The sequence below is a fragment of the Streptomyces sp. NPDC012825 genome, assembly GCF_042900925.1.
Lineage (GTDB): Bacteria > Actinomycetota > Actinomycetes > Streptomycetales > Streptomycetaceae > Streptomyces.
In genome coordinates this window covers 1-18,256 of the sequence record NZ_JBIBBZ010000036.1, presented here as the reverse complement: position 1 = coordinate 18,256, position 18,256 = coordinate 1, and the positions used below count along the sequence as shown (strand labels likewise).

20 protein-coding genes are annotated in these 18,256 nt (G+C 72.9%); 12 read left to right on the top strand and 8 right to left on the bottom strand.

All coding sequences use genetic code 11. The annotated features are described in order from the left end of the window. The 3 genes from cysD to ACFY7E_RS32435 form a co-directional block, all read right to left on the bottom strand. Positions 1-476: sulfate adenylyltransferase subunit CysD (cysD, locus tag ACFY7E_RS32445; RefSeq protein WP_389491335.1), on the bottom strand; the 476-nt coding region annotated here is incomplete at its 3' end. Further along, complete coding sequence (gene cysC / locus ACFY7E_RS32440; RefSeq protein ID WP_389491333.1) at positions 473-1,036, bottom strand: adenylyl-sulfate kinase; 564 nt, start codon at positions 1,034-1,036, stop codon at positions 473-475. The genes cysC and cysD, both read right to left, overlap by 4 nt. Positions 1,037-1,050: 14 nt before the next feature. Beyond that, the gene (locus ACFY7E_RS32435) at positions 1,051-1,827 is read right to left on the bottom strand and encodes a sulfotransferase family protein (RefSeq protein WP_389491331.1); all 777 of its coding nucleotides are present in this window, start codon (positions 1,825-1,827) and stop codon (positions 1,051-1,053) included. 258 nt (positions 1,828-2,085) lie between these two features. Here ACFY7E_RS32435 and ACFY7E_RS32430 point away from each other — a divergent pair, with 258 nt between their 5' ends. From ACFY7E_RS32430 to ACFY7E_RS32400, 7 genes are all read left to right on the top strand, one after another. Further along, on the top strand, positions 2,086-2,250 hold the full coding sequence (locus ACFY7E_RS32430) for a lysine biosynthesis protein LysW (RefSeq protein ID WP_389491329.1): 165 nt from the start codon (positions 2,086-2,088) through the stop codon (positions 2,248-2,250). Next, positions 2,247-3,134 carry a lysine biosynthesis protein LysX gene (gene lysX, locus ACFY7E_RS32425; protein ID WP_383435859.1) on the top strand — a complete coding sequence of 296 codons (888 nt, stop codon included), beginning with the start codon at positions 2,247-2,249 and terminating at the stop codon, positions 3,132-3,134. Before ACFY7E_RS32430 ends, lysX begins: the two co-directional genes overlap by 4 nt. Continuing rightward, complete coding sequence (gene argC / locus ACFY7E_RS32420; protein WP_389491326.1) at positions 3,122-4,159, top strand: N-acetyl-gamma-glutamyl-phosphate reductase; 1,038 nt, start codon at positions 3,122-3,124, stop codon at positions 4,157-4,159. The genes lysX and argC overlap by 13 nt, the downstream gene beginning before the upstream one ends. A 72-nt stretch (positions 4,160-4,231) precedes the next feature. After that, on the top strand, positions 4,232-5,092 hold the full coding sequence (locus ACFY7E_RS32415; protein ID WP_389491324.1) for a [LysW]-aminoadipate kinase: 861 nt from the start codon (positions 4,232-4,234) through the stop codon (positions 5,090-5,092). After that, positions 5,089-6,219 carry a M20/M25/M40 family metallo-hydrolase gene (locus tag ACFY7E_RS32410; protein ID WP_389491322.1) on the top strand — a complete coding sequence of 377 codons (1,131 nt, stop codon included), beginning with the start codon at positions 5,089-5,091 and terminating at the stop codon, positions 6,217-6,219. The genes ACFY7E_RS32415 and ACFY7E_RS32410 overlap by 4 nt, the downstream gene beginning before the upstream one ends. Positions 6,220-6,224: 5 nt before the next feature. Next, positions 6,225-7,085 (top strand): transketolase, encoded by an 861-nt coding sequence (locus tag ACFY7E_RS32405; protein WP_389491319.1) that lies wholly within the window; start codon positions 6,225-6,227, stop codon positions 7,083-7,085. Continuing rightward, positions 7,082-8,056 (top strand): transketolase family protein, encoded by a 975-nt coding sequence (locus ACFY7E_RS32400; RefSeq protein WP_389491317.1) that lies wholly within the window; start codon positions 7,082-7,084, stop codon positions 8,054-8,056. The genes ACFY7E_RS32405 and ACFY7E_RS32400 overlap by 4 nt, the downstream gene beginning before the upstream one ends. A 218-nt stretch (positions 8,057-8,274) precedes the next feature. Here the strand turns inward: ACFY7E_RS32400 and ACFY7E_RS32395 are convergent, their stop codons facing one another. Next, positions 8,275-8,640 (bottom strand): VOC family protein, encoded by a 366-nt coding sequence (locus ACFY7E_RS32395; RefSeq protein ID WP_389491314.1) that lies wholly within the window; start codon positions 8,638-8,640, stop codon positions 8,275-8,277. A gap of 162 nt (positions 8,641-8,802) precedes the next feature. Here ACFY7E_RS32395 and ACFY7E_RS32390 point away from each other — a divergent pair, with 162 nt between their 5' ends. Further along, entirely contained in the window at positions 8,803-10,488 is a 1,686-nt protein-coding gene (locus ACFY7E_RS32390) for a PP2C family protein-serine/threonine phosphatase (RefSeq protein WP_389491312.1), read from the top strand. A 23-nt stretch (positions 10,489-10,511) separates the two neighbouring features. Here ACFY7E_RS32390 and ACFY7E_RS32385 read toward each other — a convergent pair whose 3' ends face one another. Both ACFY7E_RS32385 and ACFY7E_RS32380 read right to left on the bottom strand, forming a co-directional pair. After that, positions 10,512-11,171, bottom strand: a complete 660-nt coding sequence (locus ACFY7E_RS32385; protein WP_389491309.1) for a response regulator — start codon at positions 11,169-11,171, stop codon at positions 10,512-10,514. Beyond that, a complete protein-coding gene (locus ACFY7E_RS32380) occupies positions 11,168-12,154 on the bottom strand; it encodes a histidine kinase (protein ID WP_389491306.1) in 987 nt (328 codons plus the stop codon). The genes ACFY7E_RS32385 and ACFY7E_RS32380 overlap by 4 nt, the downstream gene beginning before the upstream one ends. Before the next feature lie 303 nt (positions 12,155-12,457). Here ACFY7E_RS32380 and ACFY7E_RS32375 point away from each other — a divergent pair, with 303 nt between their 5' ends. Both ACFY7E_RS32375 and ACFY7E_RS32370 read left to right on the top strand, forming a co-directional pair. After that, positions 12,458-12,943: a TrkA C-terminal domain-containing protein gene (locus tag ACFY7E_RS32375; RefSeq protein ID WP_356547285.1), complete on the top strand. Its 486-nt coding sequence runs from the start codon at positions 12,458-12,460 to the stop codon at positions 12,941-12,943. Between the two features lie 7 nt (positions 12,944-12,950). Beyond that, complete coding sequence (locus ACFY7E_RS32370; RefSeq protein ID WP_389491302.1) at positions 12,951-14,225, top strand: cation:proton antiporter; 1,275 nt, start codon at positions 12,951-12,953, stop codon at positions 14,223-14,225. A 66-nt stretch (positions 14,226-14,291) separates the two neighbouring features. Here the strand turns inward: ACFY7E_RS32370 and ACFY7E_RS32365 are convergent, their stop codons facing one another. Then, a complete protein-coding gene (locus tag ACFY7E_RS32365) occupies positions 14,292-15,728 on the bottom strand; it encodes a flotillin family protein (RefSeq protein WP_389491299.1) in 1,437 nt (478 codons plus the stop codon). 67 nt (positions 15,729-15,795) lie between these two features. Beyond that, positions 15,796-16,287, bottom strand: coding sequence for a hypothetical protein (locus ACFY7E_RS32360; protein WP_389491297.1), 492 nt, complete (start codon positions 16,285-16,287; stop codon positions 15,796-15,798). A 402-nt stretch (positions 16,288-16,689) separates the two neighbouring features. On the opposite strand from ACFY7E_RS32360, the gene ACFY7E_RS32355 reads away from it, so the two are divergent. Both ACFY7E_RS32355 and ACFY7E_RS32350 read left to right on the top strand, forming a co-directional pair. Next, positions 16,690-17,157: a BlaI/MecI/CopY family transcriptional regulator gene (locus ACFY7E_RS32355; RefSeq protein ID WP_389491295.1), complete on the top strand. Its 468-nt coding sequence runs from the start codon at positions 16,690-16,692 to the stop codon at positions 17,155-17,157. Positions 17,158-17,161: 4 nt separating this feature from the next. Continuing rightward, positions 17,162-18,118 carry a M56 family metallopeptidase gene (locus ACFY7E_RS32350; protein ID WP_389491293.1) on the top strand — a complete coding sequence of 319 codons (957 nt, stop codon included), beginning with the start codon at positions 17,162-17,164 and terminating at the stop codon, positions 18,116-18,118. Positions 18,119-18,256: the final 138 nt, after the last annotated feature.

Here is an 18,256-nt window from a genome sequence, read left to right as displayed (position 1 = left end):
GAGAAGACGCGTTCCTTGGCGCGGGCTTTCTCCTCGTCGCGGCGCCCGCCGCCGAAGACGGCGTCGAAGCGGTGCTGCTGGATGGCCTCGGTCAGGGGCACGGTCTGCAGCGGGTTGCGGGTGCCGTCGGGGCGTTCGCGGAGCTTGCCGGCGTCGATGTACTCCTGCACGGAGGCGACGTGCAGCCGCAGGCCGTGCTGGGCGACGGTGCGGTCGCGGTAGTCGATGACCTCGGGGAAGTTGTGCCCGGTGTCGACGTGGAGCAGCGTGAACGGCACCGGCGCCGGCGCGAACGCCTTCAGCGCCAGGTGCAGCATGACGATGGAGTCCTTGCCGCCGGAGAACAGGATCACCGGCCGCTCGAACTCCCCCGCCACCTCACGGAAGATGTGCACCGCCTCGGACTCCAGGGAGTCCAGGTGCGACAACGCGAACGAACCGCCGGTGGATTCCCGTACAGAAATGACCGCGGTCATGCCAACTCCTTCTCGACGAGCAGCGCCTGCAGCGCCGCGGCGGACTCCTGCACCGTCTGCCGGTGCGCCTCGATCCGCAGGTCGGGGGCTTCGGGGGCCTCGTACGGGTCGTCGACCCCGGTGAGCCCGCTGATCTCGCCCGCCGCCTGCCTGGCGTACAGGCCCTTCACGTCGCGTCCCGAACAGACCTCGACCGGAGTCGCCACGTGCACCTCCAGGTAGGAGGTCCCCGAGGTGAGGTGACGTGTGCGCACCGCCTCGCGGCTGTCCGCGTACGGTGCGATCACCGGCACGATCGCGAGGATGCCGTTCCGCGCGAGCACCTCGGCGACCAGGCCGATCCGCTGCACGTTGGCGTGCCGGTCCTCGCGGCTGAAGCCGAGGCCCGCCGAGAGGAACGCGCGGATCTCGTCGCCGTCGAGCACCTCCACACGGCGGCCCTCCGCGCGCAGCCGTCCGGCCAGCTCGTACGCGATCGTGGTCTTGCCGGCGCTCGGCAGGCCGGTCAGCCACACCGTGGCACCCGGCCAGCACGTGCAGACGTTCCGATGCGTCGTCATGGCGGTCACCGTCGTCACACCGCCAACCGGTGGGCGTGGAGCCTCTCGTAGAAGGGCAGATGGTGCTCCAGGTAGCCGCTCAGCACGGGATGCGTCTCGACGTCGACGTAATCGGTCCTCGTCCTGGCCGCGAAGCCGCTGCTCGTGCTGGCGTCGGAGTGCCATCGCTCACTCGGCCGCCATTCCTCCCGGGATTCCGGCCGCCAGTTGAGCGCGTTCTCCAGATACGGGATCGACACCGCTTCCGTGTAGGCCCTGACGGTCGCCGCCGGTTTCTCGGCGAGGTCGTTCCCGTCGATGACGACGGGCTTTCTTCCGGTGCTCCGGGAAACGGCCTCGAATATCTCGTACTGGGCCTCGAAGCCGATCTGGTGGCACTTCACCCCGGGGTTCACCGCGTAGTACGAGGCGATCGTCTCCCGCGGGTGCCTGATGATGAACGTGTGCACCGCGTCATGAGCGAGGAAACGCTCGTCGGCGAGGACCCCGGCATACCGCTCGTCCGTGGTGTCCTTGAAGAACAGGGGGCCGGCCTCGCCTGTCTCCCGCAGTGCGGCCAGCAGTTCCCGCTCGCTGCGGAGACGGGCCCCGCCCACCTCCACCTCGCCGAATTCGGCGAGGTACGAGAACGGTTCGTGCAGTACCTGGAAGTCTCCGCGTTCGCACATCATGCGGAAGAACGCGGTGGAGCGACTGCGTGGAGCGCTCCACAACGCCAGGATGTTCGGCTGGGTTTCGGGGTCGATCACAAGAAATCCCTTCACGGACTCCACGGGCTCGCGGATTTCCACGTGCCGATCGGCGGAGGCAAGTCAGTCACGCCGCGCCGATCCCTGTAAAGGAGAGCGCGGCCCGCGCGGCGAAAGAGCGACGCGGAGTCGACGTGGCGTCGACGCCACGGGGCCGGACGTCGACACGGGCCGGTCGGGCGGTGCCGCGCCGTCGACGGAGACCCGGCCCGCGTTCATCGCCGCGATGGACGCACCGGGGACCGCCGGACGGATCTACTGTCCTGCGATCCAGAGCTGATCAGAGGAAAGGAACATCGCATGGTCACCTGTCCGGAATGCGAAGGCTCCACGGCTCTCGCGGAGAAGCCCAAGGTGGGCGAGATCCTCGAGTGCGGCGACTGCGCGAGCGAGCTGGAGGTCCTCACGCTCGAACCGATGCGGGTCGCGCTCGCCCCCGAGGTCGAAGAGGACTGGGGCGAGTGACCCTCGCCACGCGCCCGGCGTCTTCCGCGACCGTCGCGGTGGTCGCCTCACGACTGCGGGCCGACGAGAAGCGCATCCTGGAAGCGCTCGAACAGCGTGGACTATCCTACGAGTTCGTCGACAGCCGGGCACTGTGGCGAGGGCTGCAAGAGAGCGGTGTGCCCTGGTCGATCGTCCTGAACCGGGAGATCGGCCAGGCGCGTGCCCTGTACGCCGCACGTGCCCTGGAGGCGGCCGGCGCCACCGTCGTCAACTCGGCCCGTGCGATCGACCTGTGCGGTGACAAGTACCGCACCTCGGTCGCGCTGCGCGACGCCGGACTGCCCACTCCGCGCACGGCGCTCGCGCTGACACCCGAAGCCGCCGTCGACGCGCTGGAGGCCATCGGCTATCCGGCCGTCGTGAAGCCGCTCACCGGTTCCTGGGGGCGCCTCGTCTCCAAACTGCCGGACGCCGAGACGGCCAGGACGGTGCTCGAGTACATCGCCGCGCTGCCCTCGCCCACGGCGCACATCGTCTACGTCCAGGAACTGGTGCGCAAACCGGACCGTGACATCAGGGTGATCGTCGTGGGCGACGAGGTGCTCGGCGCCGTGTACCGGCGCAGCGACGAGTGGCGCACCAACGTGGCCCGGGGCGCCGAGACCACGCCCTGCGAACCCACGGAGGAGATGGTCAAGCTGGCGGTGGGGGCGGCGCAGAGCGTCCACGCCGACATCGCCGGCGTCGACCTCGTCGAGGACGCCGAAGGACGACTGCTCGTCCTCGAAGTCAACCACGGCGTGGAGTTCTCCGGCTTCCAGCGGGCCGTCGGACCGGAGCGCCCGGTCGCCGACCGCATCGTCGACCACCTGTTTGTGAGGGCTCAGTCATGCTTCGAGTAGCTGTTGCGGGCGGATCGGGTTACATCGGCGGCGAACTGCTGCGCCTGCTGATCGGCCACCCGCGGGTCGAGGTCGCCCTGGCCACGTCCGACTCCCTCGCCGGCCGTCGCCTGGACAGCGCGCACCCGAACCTGCGCGGGCGCACCGACCTGACCTTCGTGCCGCACGACGCGCTGCCGGAGCGGAGGGACTCGTACGACGTGCTGTTCCTCGCCCTGCCGCACAAGCGCACCATGGGCGCCATGGCCGGCCACCTGGAACTGGCCGACACGGTCATCGACCTGTCGGGCGACTTCCGGCTGCGGGACCCCCGGGTGTTCGCCGACTACTACGAGACCCCGCACACCGCGCCCGAGCTCATCGGGACGTTCACCACCGGCCTGCCCGAGTGGCACCGCGACGAACTGCGGACCAGCGACCGGATCTCGGTGCCCGGCTGCATGGCGACCGCCGGCATCCTGGCGGTGCGGCCGCTGGCCGAGGCCGGTCTGCTCACGGGCGAGGTCGCCGTGGACGCGCGCACCGGCTCCAGCGGCTCGGGCGTCTCGGCCGGCCCGGCCAACCTGCACGCCGAACGGAGCGGAGCCATGAGGCTGTTCGCGCCGACGAGCCACCGGCACGAGGCGGAGATCGCCCAGTCCACCGGCCTGCCGGTGCGGATGACCGCGACCGGCGTGGAGGCGGTGCGCGGAGTGCAGGTGCTGTGCCGCGTACAGCTGGCCGACGGGGTGCGGGAGGCCGATCTGCGCGGCGCGTACCGCAAGGCGTACGACGGCGAACCGTTCGTACGGACGGTGGCCTACAAGCGGGGTGCCTACCGGCTGCCGGAACCGAAGATCCTGTCCGGTTCGAACTTCTGCGACGTGGGTTTCGTCGTCGACCCGCACGGCACCTGGGCCACCCTGGTCGGAGCCCTCGACAACCTGGTCAAGGGAGGCGCGGGCAATGCCGTGCAGTGCCTGAACGTGCGCTACGGCTGGCCGGACGAGACCGGCCTTGAGTTCTTCGGTCTGCACCCGAACTGACCGTTCGCGGCCCGGAAGCCACCCGGTGGCGACCCGGGAGCAAGAGTCCAATCGAGGCAGGGGACGACGAGAATGCAACAGACCATTGTGGTGAAGTGCGGCGGCCACGGTGCCGTGGATCCACAGGCCGTGTGCAAGGACATCGCCGCGCTCAGGCACGAGCGCCGGCTCCCCGTGGTGCTGGTCCACGGCGGTTCGGCCGACATCGAGTCCCTGGCCACGCGCCTGGACGTGCCCTCGCGGCGCCTGACCGCCCCGGACGGGGTGTCGGCCCGGTACACCGACGCCGCCATGCTGGAAGTGGTGCACCTGGCGCTCGCCGGGATCGCCAAGCCCCGGCTGACGAGGGCTCTCGCGGCCGAGGGCGTCAGCGCCGTCGGCCTGACCGGTCTCGACGCCGGTCTGTTGCGGGCGCGCCGCAAGAGCGGGCAGCGGGCCCTGGTCGACGGCCGCAAGGTCGTCGTCCGCGACGACCACAGCGGCCGGATCACCGGGGTGAACACGGCGCTGCTGGACCTGCTCCTGTCGCAGGAGCACGTTCCGGTCGTTTCGCCGCCCGCCGTCGCGGAGGACGGCCGGCCGGTCAACACCGACGCGGACCGGGCCGCCGCCGCCGTGGCGGCCGGCCTGCGGGCCGACACCCTGGTCCTGCTGACCGGGGCGCCCGGCGTGCTCGCCGACCCGGACGACGAGGACTCGGTGCTGTCCGTGTGCGCCGTCCCGCCCTCGGGCCCGCCGCCGTTCACGGGCGGCGGCATGGGACTCAAGCTGATCGCGGCCCGCGAGGCGCTGCAGGGCGGCGTGGGCCGGGTCCTCGTCGCCGACGGCCGGCGCCGGGATCCGGTGCGCGCGGCCCTCGCGGGCAAGGCCACCGAGATCGTCGTCGGCACCGCGCCCTCGACCGGGCCGTCCCTGGTCGGAGCCGCGCGATGACGACGGTCGACGACGCGGGCATGCGCTCCGAGGCGTACGCGATCGGGCTGCTGCGCAGCATGCTGGAGATCCCCTCGCCGTCGTACGGAGAGGCCGGACTCGCCACCCACCTGGTGAACACCATGCGGGAGCTCGGCTTCACCGCCCACATCGACGCGGCCGGCAACGCGGTCGGCGAGATCGATCGCGGACCGGGCCCGACCGTGATGCTCCTGGGCCACATGGACACGGTGCCCGGTGACATCCCCGTGCGCCTGGAGGGCCACCGGCTCTACGGCAGGGGAGCCGTGGACGCCAAGGCACCCCTGGCCACCATGATCAACGCGGCGGCCGGCGCGGTGGACTTCCGCGGCCGGATCGTGGTGGTCGGCGCCGTGGAGGAGGAGACCCCGCTGTCCCGGGGGGCCACCCACATCCGCGACACGCACGACCGTCCCGACGCGCTGATCATCGGTGAACCCAGCGGCTGGGAGACCGTCGTCCTCGGCTACAAGGGCAAGCTCGACCTGCGCTACCGCGTCGAGTGCGAGCCGACCCACCCCAGCAACCCGACCCCCAAGGCCTCGGAACTGGCCTGCGAGGCGTGGACGGTCCTGCTCGACGTGCTCGGTCCGGAGGCGAGTCACGCCGGGTTCGACACCCCCGGGCCCACCCTGGTGTCCGTTCGGGGCGACCTGACCGACGCGGAGGCCGAGTTCAGCATCCGCACGCCCCCCGGCTACGACTGGCAGGACCTCGTCGACCGGTTCGCCGCCCGGCTGCCGCACGGCGAGCTCACCGTGATCAACGAGGTGGGCGCCTGTCGCGTCGGTCGCACCGATCCCGTGGTGCGCGCCCTGACCGGGGCGATCCGGGAACTCCGGGCGCGCCCCGTGGCGAAGGTGAAGACGGGCACGTCCGACATGAACACCCTCGCGGTGAAGTGGGACGTCCCGATGGCCACGTACGGCCCGGGGGACAGCGCTCTCGACCACGCGGACAACGAGCACATCGAACTGAACGACTACCTGCGCGGCATCGAGGTCCTGACCCGCGCACTGCTCGAACTGAGCGGCCGGCTCGCCCCCCGGCGGCATCTCGCCCTCGCCCCCTCCCCGTCCGCTTCCGACACCGGCGGTGCGCCTTGATGCCCATGACGTCGTCGACCTCCTCCCCGGCCGGCCCGGACGCGCTGCGCGTCCACGCCCAGCGCGTCCGCGAACTGATCGTGGACATGTGCGCCAACCCCGAGGGCGGCCACCTGGGCGGGTCCATGTCACTGGCGGAGATCCTGGTGACGCTCTACCACTCGGTGCTGCGTCTCGACCCGGCCGATCCGCGGGCGGCCGACCGCGACCTGCTGGTCCTGAGCAAGGGACACGGCGCGATCGGCCTGTACGCGGCGCTGGCCGAGCGCGGCTTCTTCCCCCAGGAGTGGCTGGCGGACTACGGGACGCCCGACGGACCGCTCACCGCCCACCCCAACCCCGCGGTGCCCGGAGTGGAGATGCCCACCGGCTCGCTCGGCCACGGGCTCAGCCTCGGCGTGGGCTTCGCCCTCGACATGAAACTGTCCGCCGACGACCGGCGCTGTTTCGTGATCACCGGAGACGGCGAGCTGCAGGAGGGCTCGGTGTGGGAGGCGGCCATGGCCGCCTCCACCCACGGCCTGGACCGGTTGGTCGCGGTGGTGGACCGCAACGGGCTCCAGATCACCGGCTCCACGGAGAACAACGCGGGCCTCGAACCGCTCGGCGACCGATGGCGCAGTTTCGGCTGGCACGTGATCGAGGTCGACGGGCACGACACCGCCCAGCTGCTGGAAGCCCTCTCCGGCGCCCCGCACGCGCCGGGCAGGCCCACGGCCGTCATCTGCCACACGGTCAAGGGCATGGGACTGCCGTACATCGAGGGCCAGGCCCGCAGCCACTACGCCCGGCTCGCGGGCAAACAGCACAAGCGCGCGGCCGCCGTGCTGCGCGCCCAGGCCAAACGAGCGGAGACGACGGCATGACCACGGCCACCATGGAACCTCTGCCCGCGCCCATGCCGGCCCCCGCCCCGCGGCCGGCCCGCGAGGTCTACCGCGACACGCTGGCCGGGCTCCTCGCCCAGGACGAGCGGCTGACCTGCCTCGACAGCGACACCGGCCTGTTCTCGGGGGTGGACTGGGGCGCCGCGGCGGGCCGTTACATCAACCTCGGCATCGCCGAGCAGAACATGATGGGCGCCGCCGCGGGCCTGGCGCGGTCGGGCCGCATCCCCTACGTCAACACGATGGCCACCTTCGCCGCCACCCGTGCCGTCGAGGCCGTGAAGCTCGACATCGCCCTCAACAACCTCCCGGTGCGCATCGCCGCCACCCATGCCGGCCTGTCCGCCGGCCACCTGGGTTCCACCCACCACTCCCTCGAAGACCTCGCGGTGATGCGGCTGCTGCCGAACATGACCGTCCTGGTGCCCGCCGACGCGGCCGCCACCGAGGAGCTGGTGCGGGCCAGTGTCGACCTGCCGGGCCCGGTGTACCTGCGCCTCGGCCGTGGGGGCACCCCCGACCTGGGCCCGGACCTGCCGCCGCTGCGCATCGGAGAGGCGCAGCGGCTGCGCGACGGTGACGACGTCACCCTGATCGCCACCGGCCCCTACCCGGTGCTCCTCGCCCTCGAGGCCGCCGCGGAGCTGGCGGCCCACGGCATCGAGGCGGGCGTGCTCAACATGCACACCGTCAAGCCGCTGGACACCGAGGCGGTGCACGCCGCGGCCCGCGCCACCCGCCACATCGTCACCGTCGAGGAGCACTGGGCGGCCGGCGGCCTCGGCTCGGCGGTCGCCGAGACCGTCGCCGAGCGGGGACCGGGCTGCCGCGTCTCCAGGGTGGCCGTGCCCGACGCCTTCGCGGCCGGTCACGGAGGACAGACCCATCTGCTGGAGCGCAACGGCATCACCCGGGAAGCGATCGTCGACCGGGTGCGCGCCGCTCGATGAGCTCCGTCCCGAACCGGCGGTGACCCCGGAGACCCCGGCGGACGAGGCCAGAAGCACGGGAACGCCCGGAACCGCGCCGGCCCCGGGGGACCGGGGGCACCGCGTCCCGTCCGCCCCCGGTCCGCCGGTCGGGCCCCGCCGGGCGGACGAACGGGACGCGCGGTGTTCGGAACGTGCCGTGCGGGCCGCGGCCCCCGTCCGCCCTCCCGGGCCCGGGATCAGACGAAGACGCAGAACTCGTTGCCCTCCGGATCGGCCAACACGTGCCACTCGATCTCCTCGTCGCGCTCCCGGACCACGGTCGCGCCCAGGGCCACGAGCCGGTCGGGGTCCCCCCACACGTCGAAGTGCATGTGACTCTTCGCCCTCCCCTTCTCCGGCACCGGATTGATCCAGATGAGCGGCCCGTCCCCGTCCCGGTCCACGATCGGGACCGGCTCGTCGAGCGGGCGCGTGCTCCCGTCGTCCGTCGGACCGCGCTCGTACCCGATCGCCTCGCACCACCAGTCGGCCAGCGCCTGGTGGTCGGCGGCGTCGAGCGCCAGGTCCTTGAAGCGGGCGGGGGCCTCGTCGTTGTCTGCCATGCGGACATGCAACCACTGATCGCCCGGACCCACGCCCACGCCGCACGCGCCCGCCCCCGGACCGGTGGCGCGCCGGACCGGCGGCCGCACCCTTTCCCGGAACCGGGTGACGGGCATGGAACGGCCGGGAATGACGGGAGCCGTTCGTGGCATGCTCGTCCCATGACGGGTAGCCGCGACGAGCCGGACGTGCCTGAGCCGGGAAGTGGCGGCTTCGGGGGAGCCGCCGCGCTCTCCCGTACGGCCGGTGAGGGCTCCGTCTTCTCGTCGGGGCGTTACGTGGCCCGGCGGCAGTCGGCGGTGGTGGACGCGGACGCGTGTCCGCCCGTTCTCACGGCCTCCGCGGTCCAGCAGGTGCTCGACGGGCTGCCCGGCTCCGCGATCTTCCTCGTGCCGAGGCACGGGGCGGACGGCGGGGTCGAGGACTTCCGGATCGCCGCGGCCTCGCCCGACGCGCTGGACGTCGGCGGCCGCAGGGGCAAGGAGCTGGTGGGGCTCGACGTCCTGGAGACGTACCCGAGCGTGCTCGGCACGGACCTGTGGCGCGGCTATCTCGAAGCGCTCACGGACGGCGTCCGCCACGAAGGAGAGCCCTTCGAGTACGAGGAAGTGCTCGCCGGCATCCCCCGCCTCTCCCGGTTCGCCGTCCGCGCCACGCCCTGCCAGGGCGGGCTGATCGTCTCCTGGGTGCGGCTCGACGGCGGCGAGCGCGAGCAGCGCCGCCTGGAGGTGATGCAGCGCCTGGGAAACATGGGCTGGGCCAACTGGGACCTCGTCCGCGACGTCATCACCTGGTCGGAACAGGTCTACGACATCTTCGCCCGCGACCCCTCCCTCGGCCCGATGAGCCTGGAGGAGCTGCCCCGGCACGTCCTGGCCGAGGACCTGCCCGCCCTGGGCGACGAGGTGCGGCGCCTCCTCGGGGACGGGCGGTCCATCGACCACACCTTCCGCGTCACCACCCCGCGCGGGGAGGTCCGGCACCTCCGGATCGTCGCGGAGGCCGAGGCGGACGCCCACGGCTCGCCGGTCGAGGTCCACGGCTTCTTCCAGGACCTCACCGCCGTGAAACGGACCCAGGAACAGCTCCTCGAACGCGAGCGGGCCGCCCTGGCGCAGCAGGAGACGCTGACGACCGAACGCGCCCTCGCCGCCCGGCTCCAGCACGCCCTGCTGCCCCTTCCCCAGCAGTCGCTGCGCCTGTCCGGCCTCACCGTCGACGTCGCCTACCAGCCCCTCCAGCAAGGGCTCAACGTCGGGGGCGACTGGTACAGCGCCATCGAACTGCCCGACGGCAGCGCCCTGCTCGTCGTCGGCGACGTCGCCGGCCACGGGCTCGACGCCGTGGCCACGATGGCCCAGCTGCGCTTCACCGCCAAGGGCATGGCCATCACCGGGACCCCGCTCGCCACGATCCTCTCCCGGCTCAACACCCTCCTGTGGCACAGCGCGGACCGCGCCTACAGCACGGCCACGATGATCATGGGCCGTTACGAGCCCACCTCGGGCATCCTCACCTGGGTGCAGGCCGGCCACCTGCCGCCCCTGCTCCTGCGCGACGGGGAGGCCCGCTACCTGCCGTCGCCCCACGGCGTCCTCCTGGGCGCCACGATCTCGCCGCGCTACGACTCGTCCGCCGTCCGCCTGCTACCGGGCGACCACCTGCTGTTCTTCACCGACGGCCTGGTCGAGGCCCCCGGCGTCCTCCTCGACGACGGCCTCGACCGCCTGGCCCGCACGGTGGCCGAACTCGGCGACGGCCCGCGGCCCCTGGACGCCGTCCTGGAGGCGTTCGTCGACCCGGCCGCCCGCCGCGACGACATCTGCGTCCTGCACGTCGGCGTCTGACCGGCGTCGGAGAGAGGCCGCCCCTACGGCTCGATCAACCCCACCCGGATCGCATAACGAGTCAGTTCGAGACGGTCGCGCATGCCCAGTTTCTGGAGGAGGTTGGCGCGGTGGCGTTCGACGGTCTTGGGGCTGATGACGAGGAGGTCCGCGATCTCCTTGGAGCTGTGGCCCTCCGCGACGAGCTTGAGGATCTCCTCCTCGCGTTCGGTGACGGCCTTGTCGGGCAGGGTTCTGCCCTGTTCCGCACGGTCGAGGTAGGTGCGGATCAGGGCGGTCTCGGCGCCGGGGTGGATGAACGGCTCGTCGCGCACCGCCGCCCGGCACGCCTCCACCAGGTCGCGGTCGGCCACGGACTTCAGGACGTAGCCGCTCGCCCCGGCCTTGAGCGCCTCGAAGAAGTACTGCTCGTTGTCGTGCATCGTGAGGATCAGGATCCTCAGCTCCGGCTGGAGGCGGCTGAGTTCGCGGGCCGCCTGGAGTCCCGTCCGGCGGGGCATGGAGATGTCGAGGACGGCCAGGTCGATCCGCTCGGAACGGGCCAGGGCGACGGCCTCCGCCCCGTCCGAGGCCTCGGCGACGACCGTGAGGTCCGGCTCGGCGTCGAGGATCAGCCGCACCCCGTTGCGCACCAGGGCGTGGTCGTCCGCGAGCAGGATCCGCGTCGGTCGTGCTCCGGTCATGACGCTCCCTCCTCCAGGCCGCTCTCCGGGTCCGTACGGACCCCCGCGCCGCCCCTCGTGTCCAGGCGGACCTCCGTCCCCCCGTCCCGCCCGCCGCTCACCGTCAGTTCCGCGCCGATCAGCAGGGCCCGCTCGCGCATGCCCCGCAGCCCGGCGCCCTCGGGCGCGTTCCCGACGCCCCGCCCGTCGTCCCGTACGAGCAGTCCCACCCCGCCCCCGGGCAGGAGCCGCAGCCGCAGGTCGACACGGCTCGCCCCGGAGTGGCGGGCCGTGTTGGTCAGGCCCTCCTGCGCCACCCGGTAGAGCACCAGCTCCGTCTCGTGGTCGAGCTTCGGCAGACCGGCGTCGATCCGGGGCCGCACCGTCAGACCGCGCGTGGAGAACTCCGACGCCAGCGACCTGAGCGCGCTGTGCAGCCCCAGCTCCTCCAGGACGCCCGGCCGCAGCCGCCGCGCCATCCGCCGGATCTCGTCCAGGCTGCCCCGGGTGGTCTCCTGCGCCTGGAGCAGCTCGGCCCGCAGACCGGCGGGGGCGTGGTCGGCGGAGTGCTTGAGCTGGAGCAGTACGGCGGTGAGGGTCTGCCCCACCTCGTCGTGCAGCTCCCGCGCGATCCGCCGCCGCTCGGCCTCCTGCGCGGAGAGCACCCGGGCGCTGCTCGCGGCCCGCTCGGCCTCCAGCCGGTCGAGCATCGTGTTGAACGTACGGGTCAGGTCGGCGATCTCGCCGCGCCCCGTCACCTCCGCGCGCCGGCCGGGCCTCAGCAGGTCCGCCGTCCGCATCACCCGGGTGAGCCGCTGGAGCGGCGCGAGGCCCACCCGCAGCAGGAAGGCGTTGGCGGCGAGCATCGCCGCCAGACCGGCCACGAGGACGACCGCCTCGCCCACCAGGACCGGGGTGGAGACCGTGACGGGACCGAAGAGCAGCAGCACGGCGACGACCAGGATCGCGGCGTTCAGCAGGAAGAGGCGCCAGTACAGCGACACCGCCCCGCCTCTCCTCGAATCGGACTCGGACCCGGCGCCGCGGCCCGGCCGCCCGATGCTCACCGCGGGCGCCCTCCGGCCCGTGGCGGGACCCGTGTCCCCGCCTCATCCTGACCGTTTTGCCGGGGTTCTGTCCATCCGTGCTGACACCCATGTTCCGCGTCTCCCCGCGGATGGCACCATGACGGGGCCGCGGGGCGCGGGACGGTGCCGTCCCCCCTGCGGCGCATCCCTTTCCACGAAAGGCCGGCGGCCGGCCCCGACCGGCCGCCGCCGGTCACGACGACAGGAGGCGACGGGCCAGTGCCTGCCCCGCGGACCAGAACGACACCCCTGCCCGGCATCGGAGTCCAGTACGACTTCACCACCCGCGAGCACCGCGCGCTCTCGGTCATCGCGCACCGCGACGGAACGCGGACGGTGAACGTCTACCGGGCCGACGACCCCGACGCCTGCGCCCAGTCCCTCCACCTCACCGAGGGGGAGACGGCCTCCCTGATCGACGCGCTGATGCCCGCGCACCACAGCCCCAACGTCCTGCACACCACGGACCTGGGACTCGTCGCCGAACGGATCGAGCTGTCCGCGCACGCGTACTGGAACGGGCGCGTGCTCGGCGACACCCGGATGCGCACCGAGGCGGGCGCCTCCGTCGTGGCCGTACTGCGCCGCTCCGGGGCGATCCCGTCCCCGACGCCGGACTTCCGGCTCGCGGGCGGCGACACGCTCATCGTGATCGGCACCCGCGAGGGTGTCGACGCCGCCGCCGCGATTCTCGGACGGGAGTGAGGGGAGGGTGCATTCCGCTGTCTTTCTGATCGAGTTCGGCGCCATCATCCTCGGCCTGGGCCTGCTCGGCCGCTTCGCGGCCCGGTTCAGCTTCTCCCCGATCCCGCTCTACCTCCTCGCGGGGCTCGCCTTCGGCAACGGCGGCCTGCTGCCGCTCGGCGCCAGCGAGGAGTTCGTCGCCATCGGCGCCGAGATCGGGGTCGTCCTCCTGCTGCTCATGCTCGGCCTCGAGTACACGGCGAGCGACCTCGTCTCCAACCTCAAGACCCAGTATCCGGCCGGGCTCGTCGACTTCACCCTGAACGCCCTGCCCGGCGCCGCCGCCGCGCTGCTGCTCGGCTGGGGACCGGTCGCCGCCGTCGTCCTGGCGGGCGTCACCTGGATCTCCTCGTCCGGGGTCATCGCCAAGGTCCTCGGCGACCTCGGACGCCTCGGCAACCGCGAGACCCCGGTGATCCTCAGCATCCTGGTCCTGGAGGACCTGTCGATGGCGGTCTACCTGCCCATCGTCACGGCCCTGCTCGCCGGCGTCGGCCTCGCCGCCGGCAGCGTGACGCTCGCGCTCGCCCTGGGCGTGGCCGGGCTCGTGCTCTTCGTCGCCCTCCGGTACGGGCGCCTGATCTCCCGGTTCGTCTCCAGCGACGACCCGGAGAAGCTGCTCCTGGTCGTCCTCGGCCTGACCCTGCTCGTCGCCGGTGTCGCCCAGCAGCTCCAGGTCTCCGCCGCCGTCGGCGCGTTCCTCGTCGGCATCGCCCTCTCCGGCGAGGTCGCGGAGGGCGCCCACACCCTGCTGAGCCCGCTGCGCGACCTGTTCGCCGCGGTGTTCTTCGTCTTCTTCGGCCTGCACACCGACCCCGCCAGCATCCCGCCGGTGATCCTGCCGGCGCTCGCCCTGGCGATCGTCACCGCGCTGACCAAGATAGCCACCGGCTACTGGGCCGCGCGCCGGGCCGGGATCGGGGCCAAGGGCCGCTGGCGGGCGGGCGGCACGCTGGTCGCGCGCGGCGAGTTCTCCATCGTCATCGCCGGACTCGCCGTCAGCGCCGGCGTCCAGCCGCAGATGGGGCCCTTCGCCACCGCCTACGTCCTGGTCCTCGTCGTGATCGGGCCGCTCACCGCCCGCTTCACCGAGCCGATCGCCGCCCACCTCACCCGCCGCCGGGGCACGCCGACGACTCCGGCCGCGGGGGACGGGGCCGTGCCCGCGGAGTCCGCCGCGGACCTCCCGAAGGCCGGCAGCGACGACGTGGAGGCGGGGAGCGGGGCGTCCGGCCGCCTCTGACACCACGTCGTGAGCGTGCGAGAGGCCCCGGGGGACAGGTCCCCCGGGGCCTTTCGCCACTGTTCCTCAGCCGGTGATCTCGACGGCCTCGCCCTGGTTCCCCCGGGGCTCCCGCGACTCCGCCCCGTTCGACTTCTGCTTCTGGGTGATGCCCTGGAGCAGCTGTGCCAGGTCGACTCCGGTGGTGGCGGAGAGCAGCTCCACGCCCTGGGCGACGTTGTCCGCGACCGTACGGGACAGCCGGCTCGCCCCGTCGGTGGAGATGACCGTCATCTTGTCGACGGCCGACAGCGGCTCGGACGCCTTGGCGACGACCTGCGGCAGGACCTCGACGAGCATCTGGAGGACGGCCGCGTCCCCGTACTGGGAGAAGGCGTCGGCCTTCTTCCGCATCGCCTCGGCCTCGGCGGAGCCCCGCGCGGCGATGGCGGCGGCCTCGGCCTCGCCCTCGATCCGTACGGCGTCGGCGAGGGCCGCGCGGTGCGCCTTCTCGCCCTCACCGGTCAGCCGGGAGCGCTGGGCGTCGGCCTCGGCCTGCTTGACGAGGGCGATCCGGCGGGCCTCGGCCTCCTGCTCGGCCTGGTAGCGGGCGGCGTCGGCGGGCTTGCGGACCTGGGTGTCGAGCTGGCGGTCGGTCAGCGCGGCCTGCCGCTCGGCGACCTTCTCCTGCTCGCTGAGGATGTCCTGCTGGCGGGCGGCCTCGGCGAGCGGGCCCGCGGCGTTCGCCTGGGCGGCGGCCTCGTCGGTCTGCGCCTTGATCTCGGCCTGCTTCAGGTAGAGGGTCCGCTGCGCGACGGCGATCTCCTCCTCCGCCTTCAGCCGGGCCTGCTCGGCGGCGCGGCGGGCGACGGCCTCGGCGATGTCCGCCTCCTGCTTGGCGCGGGCGGCCTCGGGGCGTCCGAGGTCTTCGAGGTAGGAGCCCTCGGTGGTGATGTCCTGGATCTGGAAGGCGTCCAGGACCAGGCCCTGGCCGGACAGGCTGGCCTCGGCCTCCTCGGCGACCTGGCCGGCGAACGCGGCGCGGTCGCGGATGATGTCCTCGACCGACATGCGGCCCACGATGGAGCGCAGCGCGCCGGAGAGCACCTCCTGCGTGAAGCCGACGATGCCGTCCTGCTGCATCAGGAACCGCTGCGCGGCCGCCCGGATGGAGTCCTCGGTGCCGCCGACCTTGACGATCGCGACGCCCTCCAGGTTCGCCTTCACGCCGCGCAGGGTCACCGCGCCGCGCACCGCGACGGGGATGTGCCGGCTGGAGAGGTCGAGGGTGAACTTCTGCTGCACGAACGGAACGACGAACACGCCGCCGCCGACCACGACCTTCTGGCCGCTGTTGTCGGTGAAGACGCGCCCGGTGGCGGGATCGGTGGCCTGCTTGCCGCGCCGGCCCGTGATGATGAACGCCTCGCTGGGGCCGGCGACCTTGTAACGGGTGACGACGACGAGACCGAGCAGAACGACGAGGACGACGATCCCGAGGACCGCTGTCAGTACAGGACTCATGGCGAAATCCCCTTGAGTGGAACGTGGGTGAAAAAGGAGTGGAACGAAGAGAAAAGAGGCGGCCGGATCAGCGCTCGACGGGGCGGACGGCGACCGACGTCGAGGAGAGGACGGACTCCACCCACACCTCGGCGCCCCGCGCCACGGGCGCGGCGGCCTTCGCCGCGTACTTCACCGGCTGCCCGCCCAGGTACAGCAGGACCTCGCCGTAGCCGACGGCGGGGATCGACGTGACGACCGTGCCCGACGTCCCGGTCAGGTCCTCGCCCCGGGGCGCGGGCGCGTCGTCCCGCAGCAGCGCCCGGCTGAACCGCCAGGTCAGCCGGCCGACCAGGGCGCCCGCGACGACCCCGGCGAGCGTCGCGGTGACGGCGCCCGCACCGGCGGCTCCGGTGACGATCGCCCCGGTGAACCCGAGGGCCGAGACGAAACCGGCGATCACCGGGAGGGACAGGAATCCGTCCACGCCGATGCCGACGCCTTCCAGGACGCCGTCGAAAACCAGGGAGAGGGCAAGGACGACCAGCCCCGCGATTCCGAATCCGAGAAACCAAACCATGCGCTGCGCCCCCTCGGCCCCCGTGATCGGCTCGCGCTTTCGCGCCCGCGTGTTCTCGCGTGCGCGCCCTCGCGCCGAGCCGTGAAATCGTGCCCTCGCGTCGTGAAAGTACCCCATCGTCCCATGTCGCAAGCCTGCGGAACATGGGTGCCGGTACCCATTGACGCCCACGCCGGTATTCCGGCGGTGAATTTCCCGGGCACCGCGAGGTTACCCGAATTCCTTTACGCCGGGGAGGGACGGACGGCGCGGACGGGCGGCCCGGGACGTACTACGGCTTCCTCCGCCCGCTCAGTACGATGGCCTGCCGACCGGACGGGCGGCCGACGGGGCCACCGGGCGCGGCGGGGCCACCGGGCGCGGCGGGCGCGGCGGGCGCGGCGGGAACGGAAGGGCGGCGGCATGACGGACCGGAGCGAGGGCGGGGCGGAGCCCCCTGCCCGCAGGCGTGGGCAGGGCGAGTTGGAGGCCCAGGTGCTCGCCGTCCTGCGCGAGGCGTCCGAGCCGGTGCCCGTGGCATGGGTGCGCGAGCGCCTCGGCGGCGGCCTCGCCTACACCACCGTGATCACCATCCTGACCCGTCTGCGGGCGAAGGGCGCCGTCGAACGCGAGCGCGCGGGCCGGTCCTTCCGGTGGACGGCGGTCGCGGACGAGGCGGGGCTCGCCGCCCTGCGGATGCGGAAGGTCCTGGACGCCGAGGCGGACCGGCAGGCGGTCCTGGCCAGCTTCGTGACCGCACTCTCGCCGAACGACGAGCGGCTCCTCCGTGAACTCCTCTCCCCGGAGGCCGAACTCTTCTCCCCTGAGGCGGAATTCCTCTCTCCGGAGGCCGAATTCCCCTCCCCGGAGGCCGGGGAGGAGGAAGGCTGACCCCATGGGAGTCTTCGTCTTCCTTCCCCTGGTCCTTCCGCTCACCGCGTGGCCGGTCGCCCGCCTCGCCGAGCAGCGGCTCCACCCGCGCACCGCGACCCGGCTGCTCGCCGCCGTCGCCGGCGTCTCCGCCGTGTGCAGCACGCTCTGCCTCGGACTGCTCGTGATCGTGGGCACCGCTCAACTGCCGGGCAACCCGCTCCCCGACGGCTGGTCGGACCCCGACGTCCGCGCGGCCGTCCCGTACGACGGGGTCGCGGGCCGGGCGGCCATCCCCGCGCTCCTCGTCGTCCTCGTCTCCTGCGCCGTCGCCGCCCTGCGGCAGGCGCGGGTGCGCCGCCGGGCGGCGGGCGCGCTCGCGGGGCTGCCGCCGACGTCCGTCGCGGTGCTGCCGGACCGCACCCCGTACGCGTACGCGCTCCCCGGCGGTCGCGGGCACGGGCCCGGCCGGGGGCGGGGCCGGGTCGTGGTCAGCACCGGCATGCTCGCCGGGCTCGGGTCCGCCGAGCGCCGGGCCCTCTTCGCCCACGAGCGGGCCCATCTGGACGCCCGTCACCACCGGTACCTGCTCACGGTCCATCTGGCGGCCCGCGCCAATCCGTTCCTGCGCCCGCTGCGCACCGCCGTCGCGTACACCGCCGAGCGGTGGGCCGACGAGGCGGCGGCGGCCGAGGTCGGCAGCCGCCGCACCGTGGCCCGGGCGATCGGCAGGGCCGCGCTGCTCGCCCCGCGCGCGCCCGCCGCCACGCTCCCCGCCCTGGCGGCGGTGGGCCCGGTGCCCCGGCGGGTCGCCGCCCTGATGCGCCCGGCCCCGACGGGCCGCGCCTGGCCGCCGGTCCGCACGGCCGCCGGCCTGGCCGCCTGGGGTGCCGCCTTCGGCACGACGGTCTCGGCCCTGTCCTCGGCCAACGCGGCGGTCACGCTGTACTTCGTGCTGCACGCGGCCACCACGTCGGTGTAGCGGGGCCCCGCCCGCCGAAGGAGTCAGAGGAACCAAACCGAAGGGACTAGGCCGTGTCTGACAAATGATCACCTTGCGGGTTCGCGATGCCACGAGATCGGCAAGAGAGGCTCTTGGCGAGCTAGTCTGACGATCATG

Coding starts and splice junctions, on each gene's coding strand:
- cysC (WP_389491333.1), bottom strand. CDS start 1,036: ATGACGACGCATCGGAACGTCTGCACGTGCTGGCCGGGTGCCACGGTG.
- ACFY7E_RS32430 (WP_389491329.1), top strand. CDS start 2,086: ATGGTCACCTGTCCGGAATGCGAAGGCTCCACGGCTCTCGCGGAGAAG.
- argC (WP_389491326.1), top strand. CDS start 3,122: ATGCTTCGAGTAGCTGTTGCGGGCGGATCGGGTTACATCGGCGGCGAA.
- ACFY7E_RS32415 (WP_389491324.1), top strand. CDS start 4,232: ATGCAACAGACCATTGTGGTGAAGTGCGGCGGCCACGGTGCCGTGGAT.
- ACFY7E_RS32410 (WP_389491322.1), top strand. CDS start 5,089: ATGACGACGGTCGACGACGCGGGCATGCGCTCCGAGGCGTACGCGATC.
- ACFY7E_RS32405 (WP_389491319.1), top strand. CDS start 6,225: ATGACGTCGTCGACCTCCTCCCCGGCCGGCCCGGACGCGCTGCGCGTC.
- ACFY7E_RS32400 (WP_389491317.1), top strand. CDS start 7,082: ATGACCACGGCCACCATGGAACCTCTGCCCGCGCCCATGCCGGCCCCC.
- ACFY7E_RS32395 (WP_389491314.1), bottom strand. CDS start 8,640: ATGGCAGACAACGACGAGGCCCCCGCCCGCTTCAAGGACCTGGCGCTC.
- ACFY7E_RS32390 (WP_389491312.1), top strand. CDS start 8,803: ATGACGGGTAGCCGCGACGAGCCGGACGTGCCTGAGCCGGGAAGTGGC.
- ACFY7E_RS32385 (WP_389491309.1), bottom strand. CDS start 11,171: ATGACCGGAGCACGACCGACGCGGATCCTGCTCGCGGACGACCACGCC.
- ACFY7E_RS32365 (WP_389491299.1), bottom strand. CDS start 15,728: ATGAGTCCTGTACTGACAGCGGTCCTCGGGATCGTCGTCCTCGTCGTT.
- ACFY7E_RS32360 (WP_389491297.1), bottom strand. CDS start 16,287: ATGGTTTGGTTTCTCGGATTCGGAATCGCGGGGCTGGTCGTCCTTGCC.
- ACFY7E_RS32355 (WP_389491295.1), top strand. CDS start 16,690: ATGACGGACCGGAGCGAGGGCGGGGCGGAGCCCCCTGCCCGCAGGCGT.
- ACFY7E_RS32350 (WP_389491293.1), top strand. CDS start 17,162: ATGGGAGTCTTCGTCTTCCTTCCCCTGGTCCTTCCGCTCACCGCGTGG.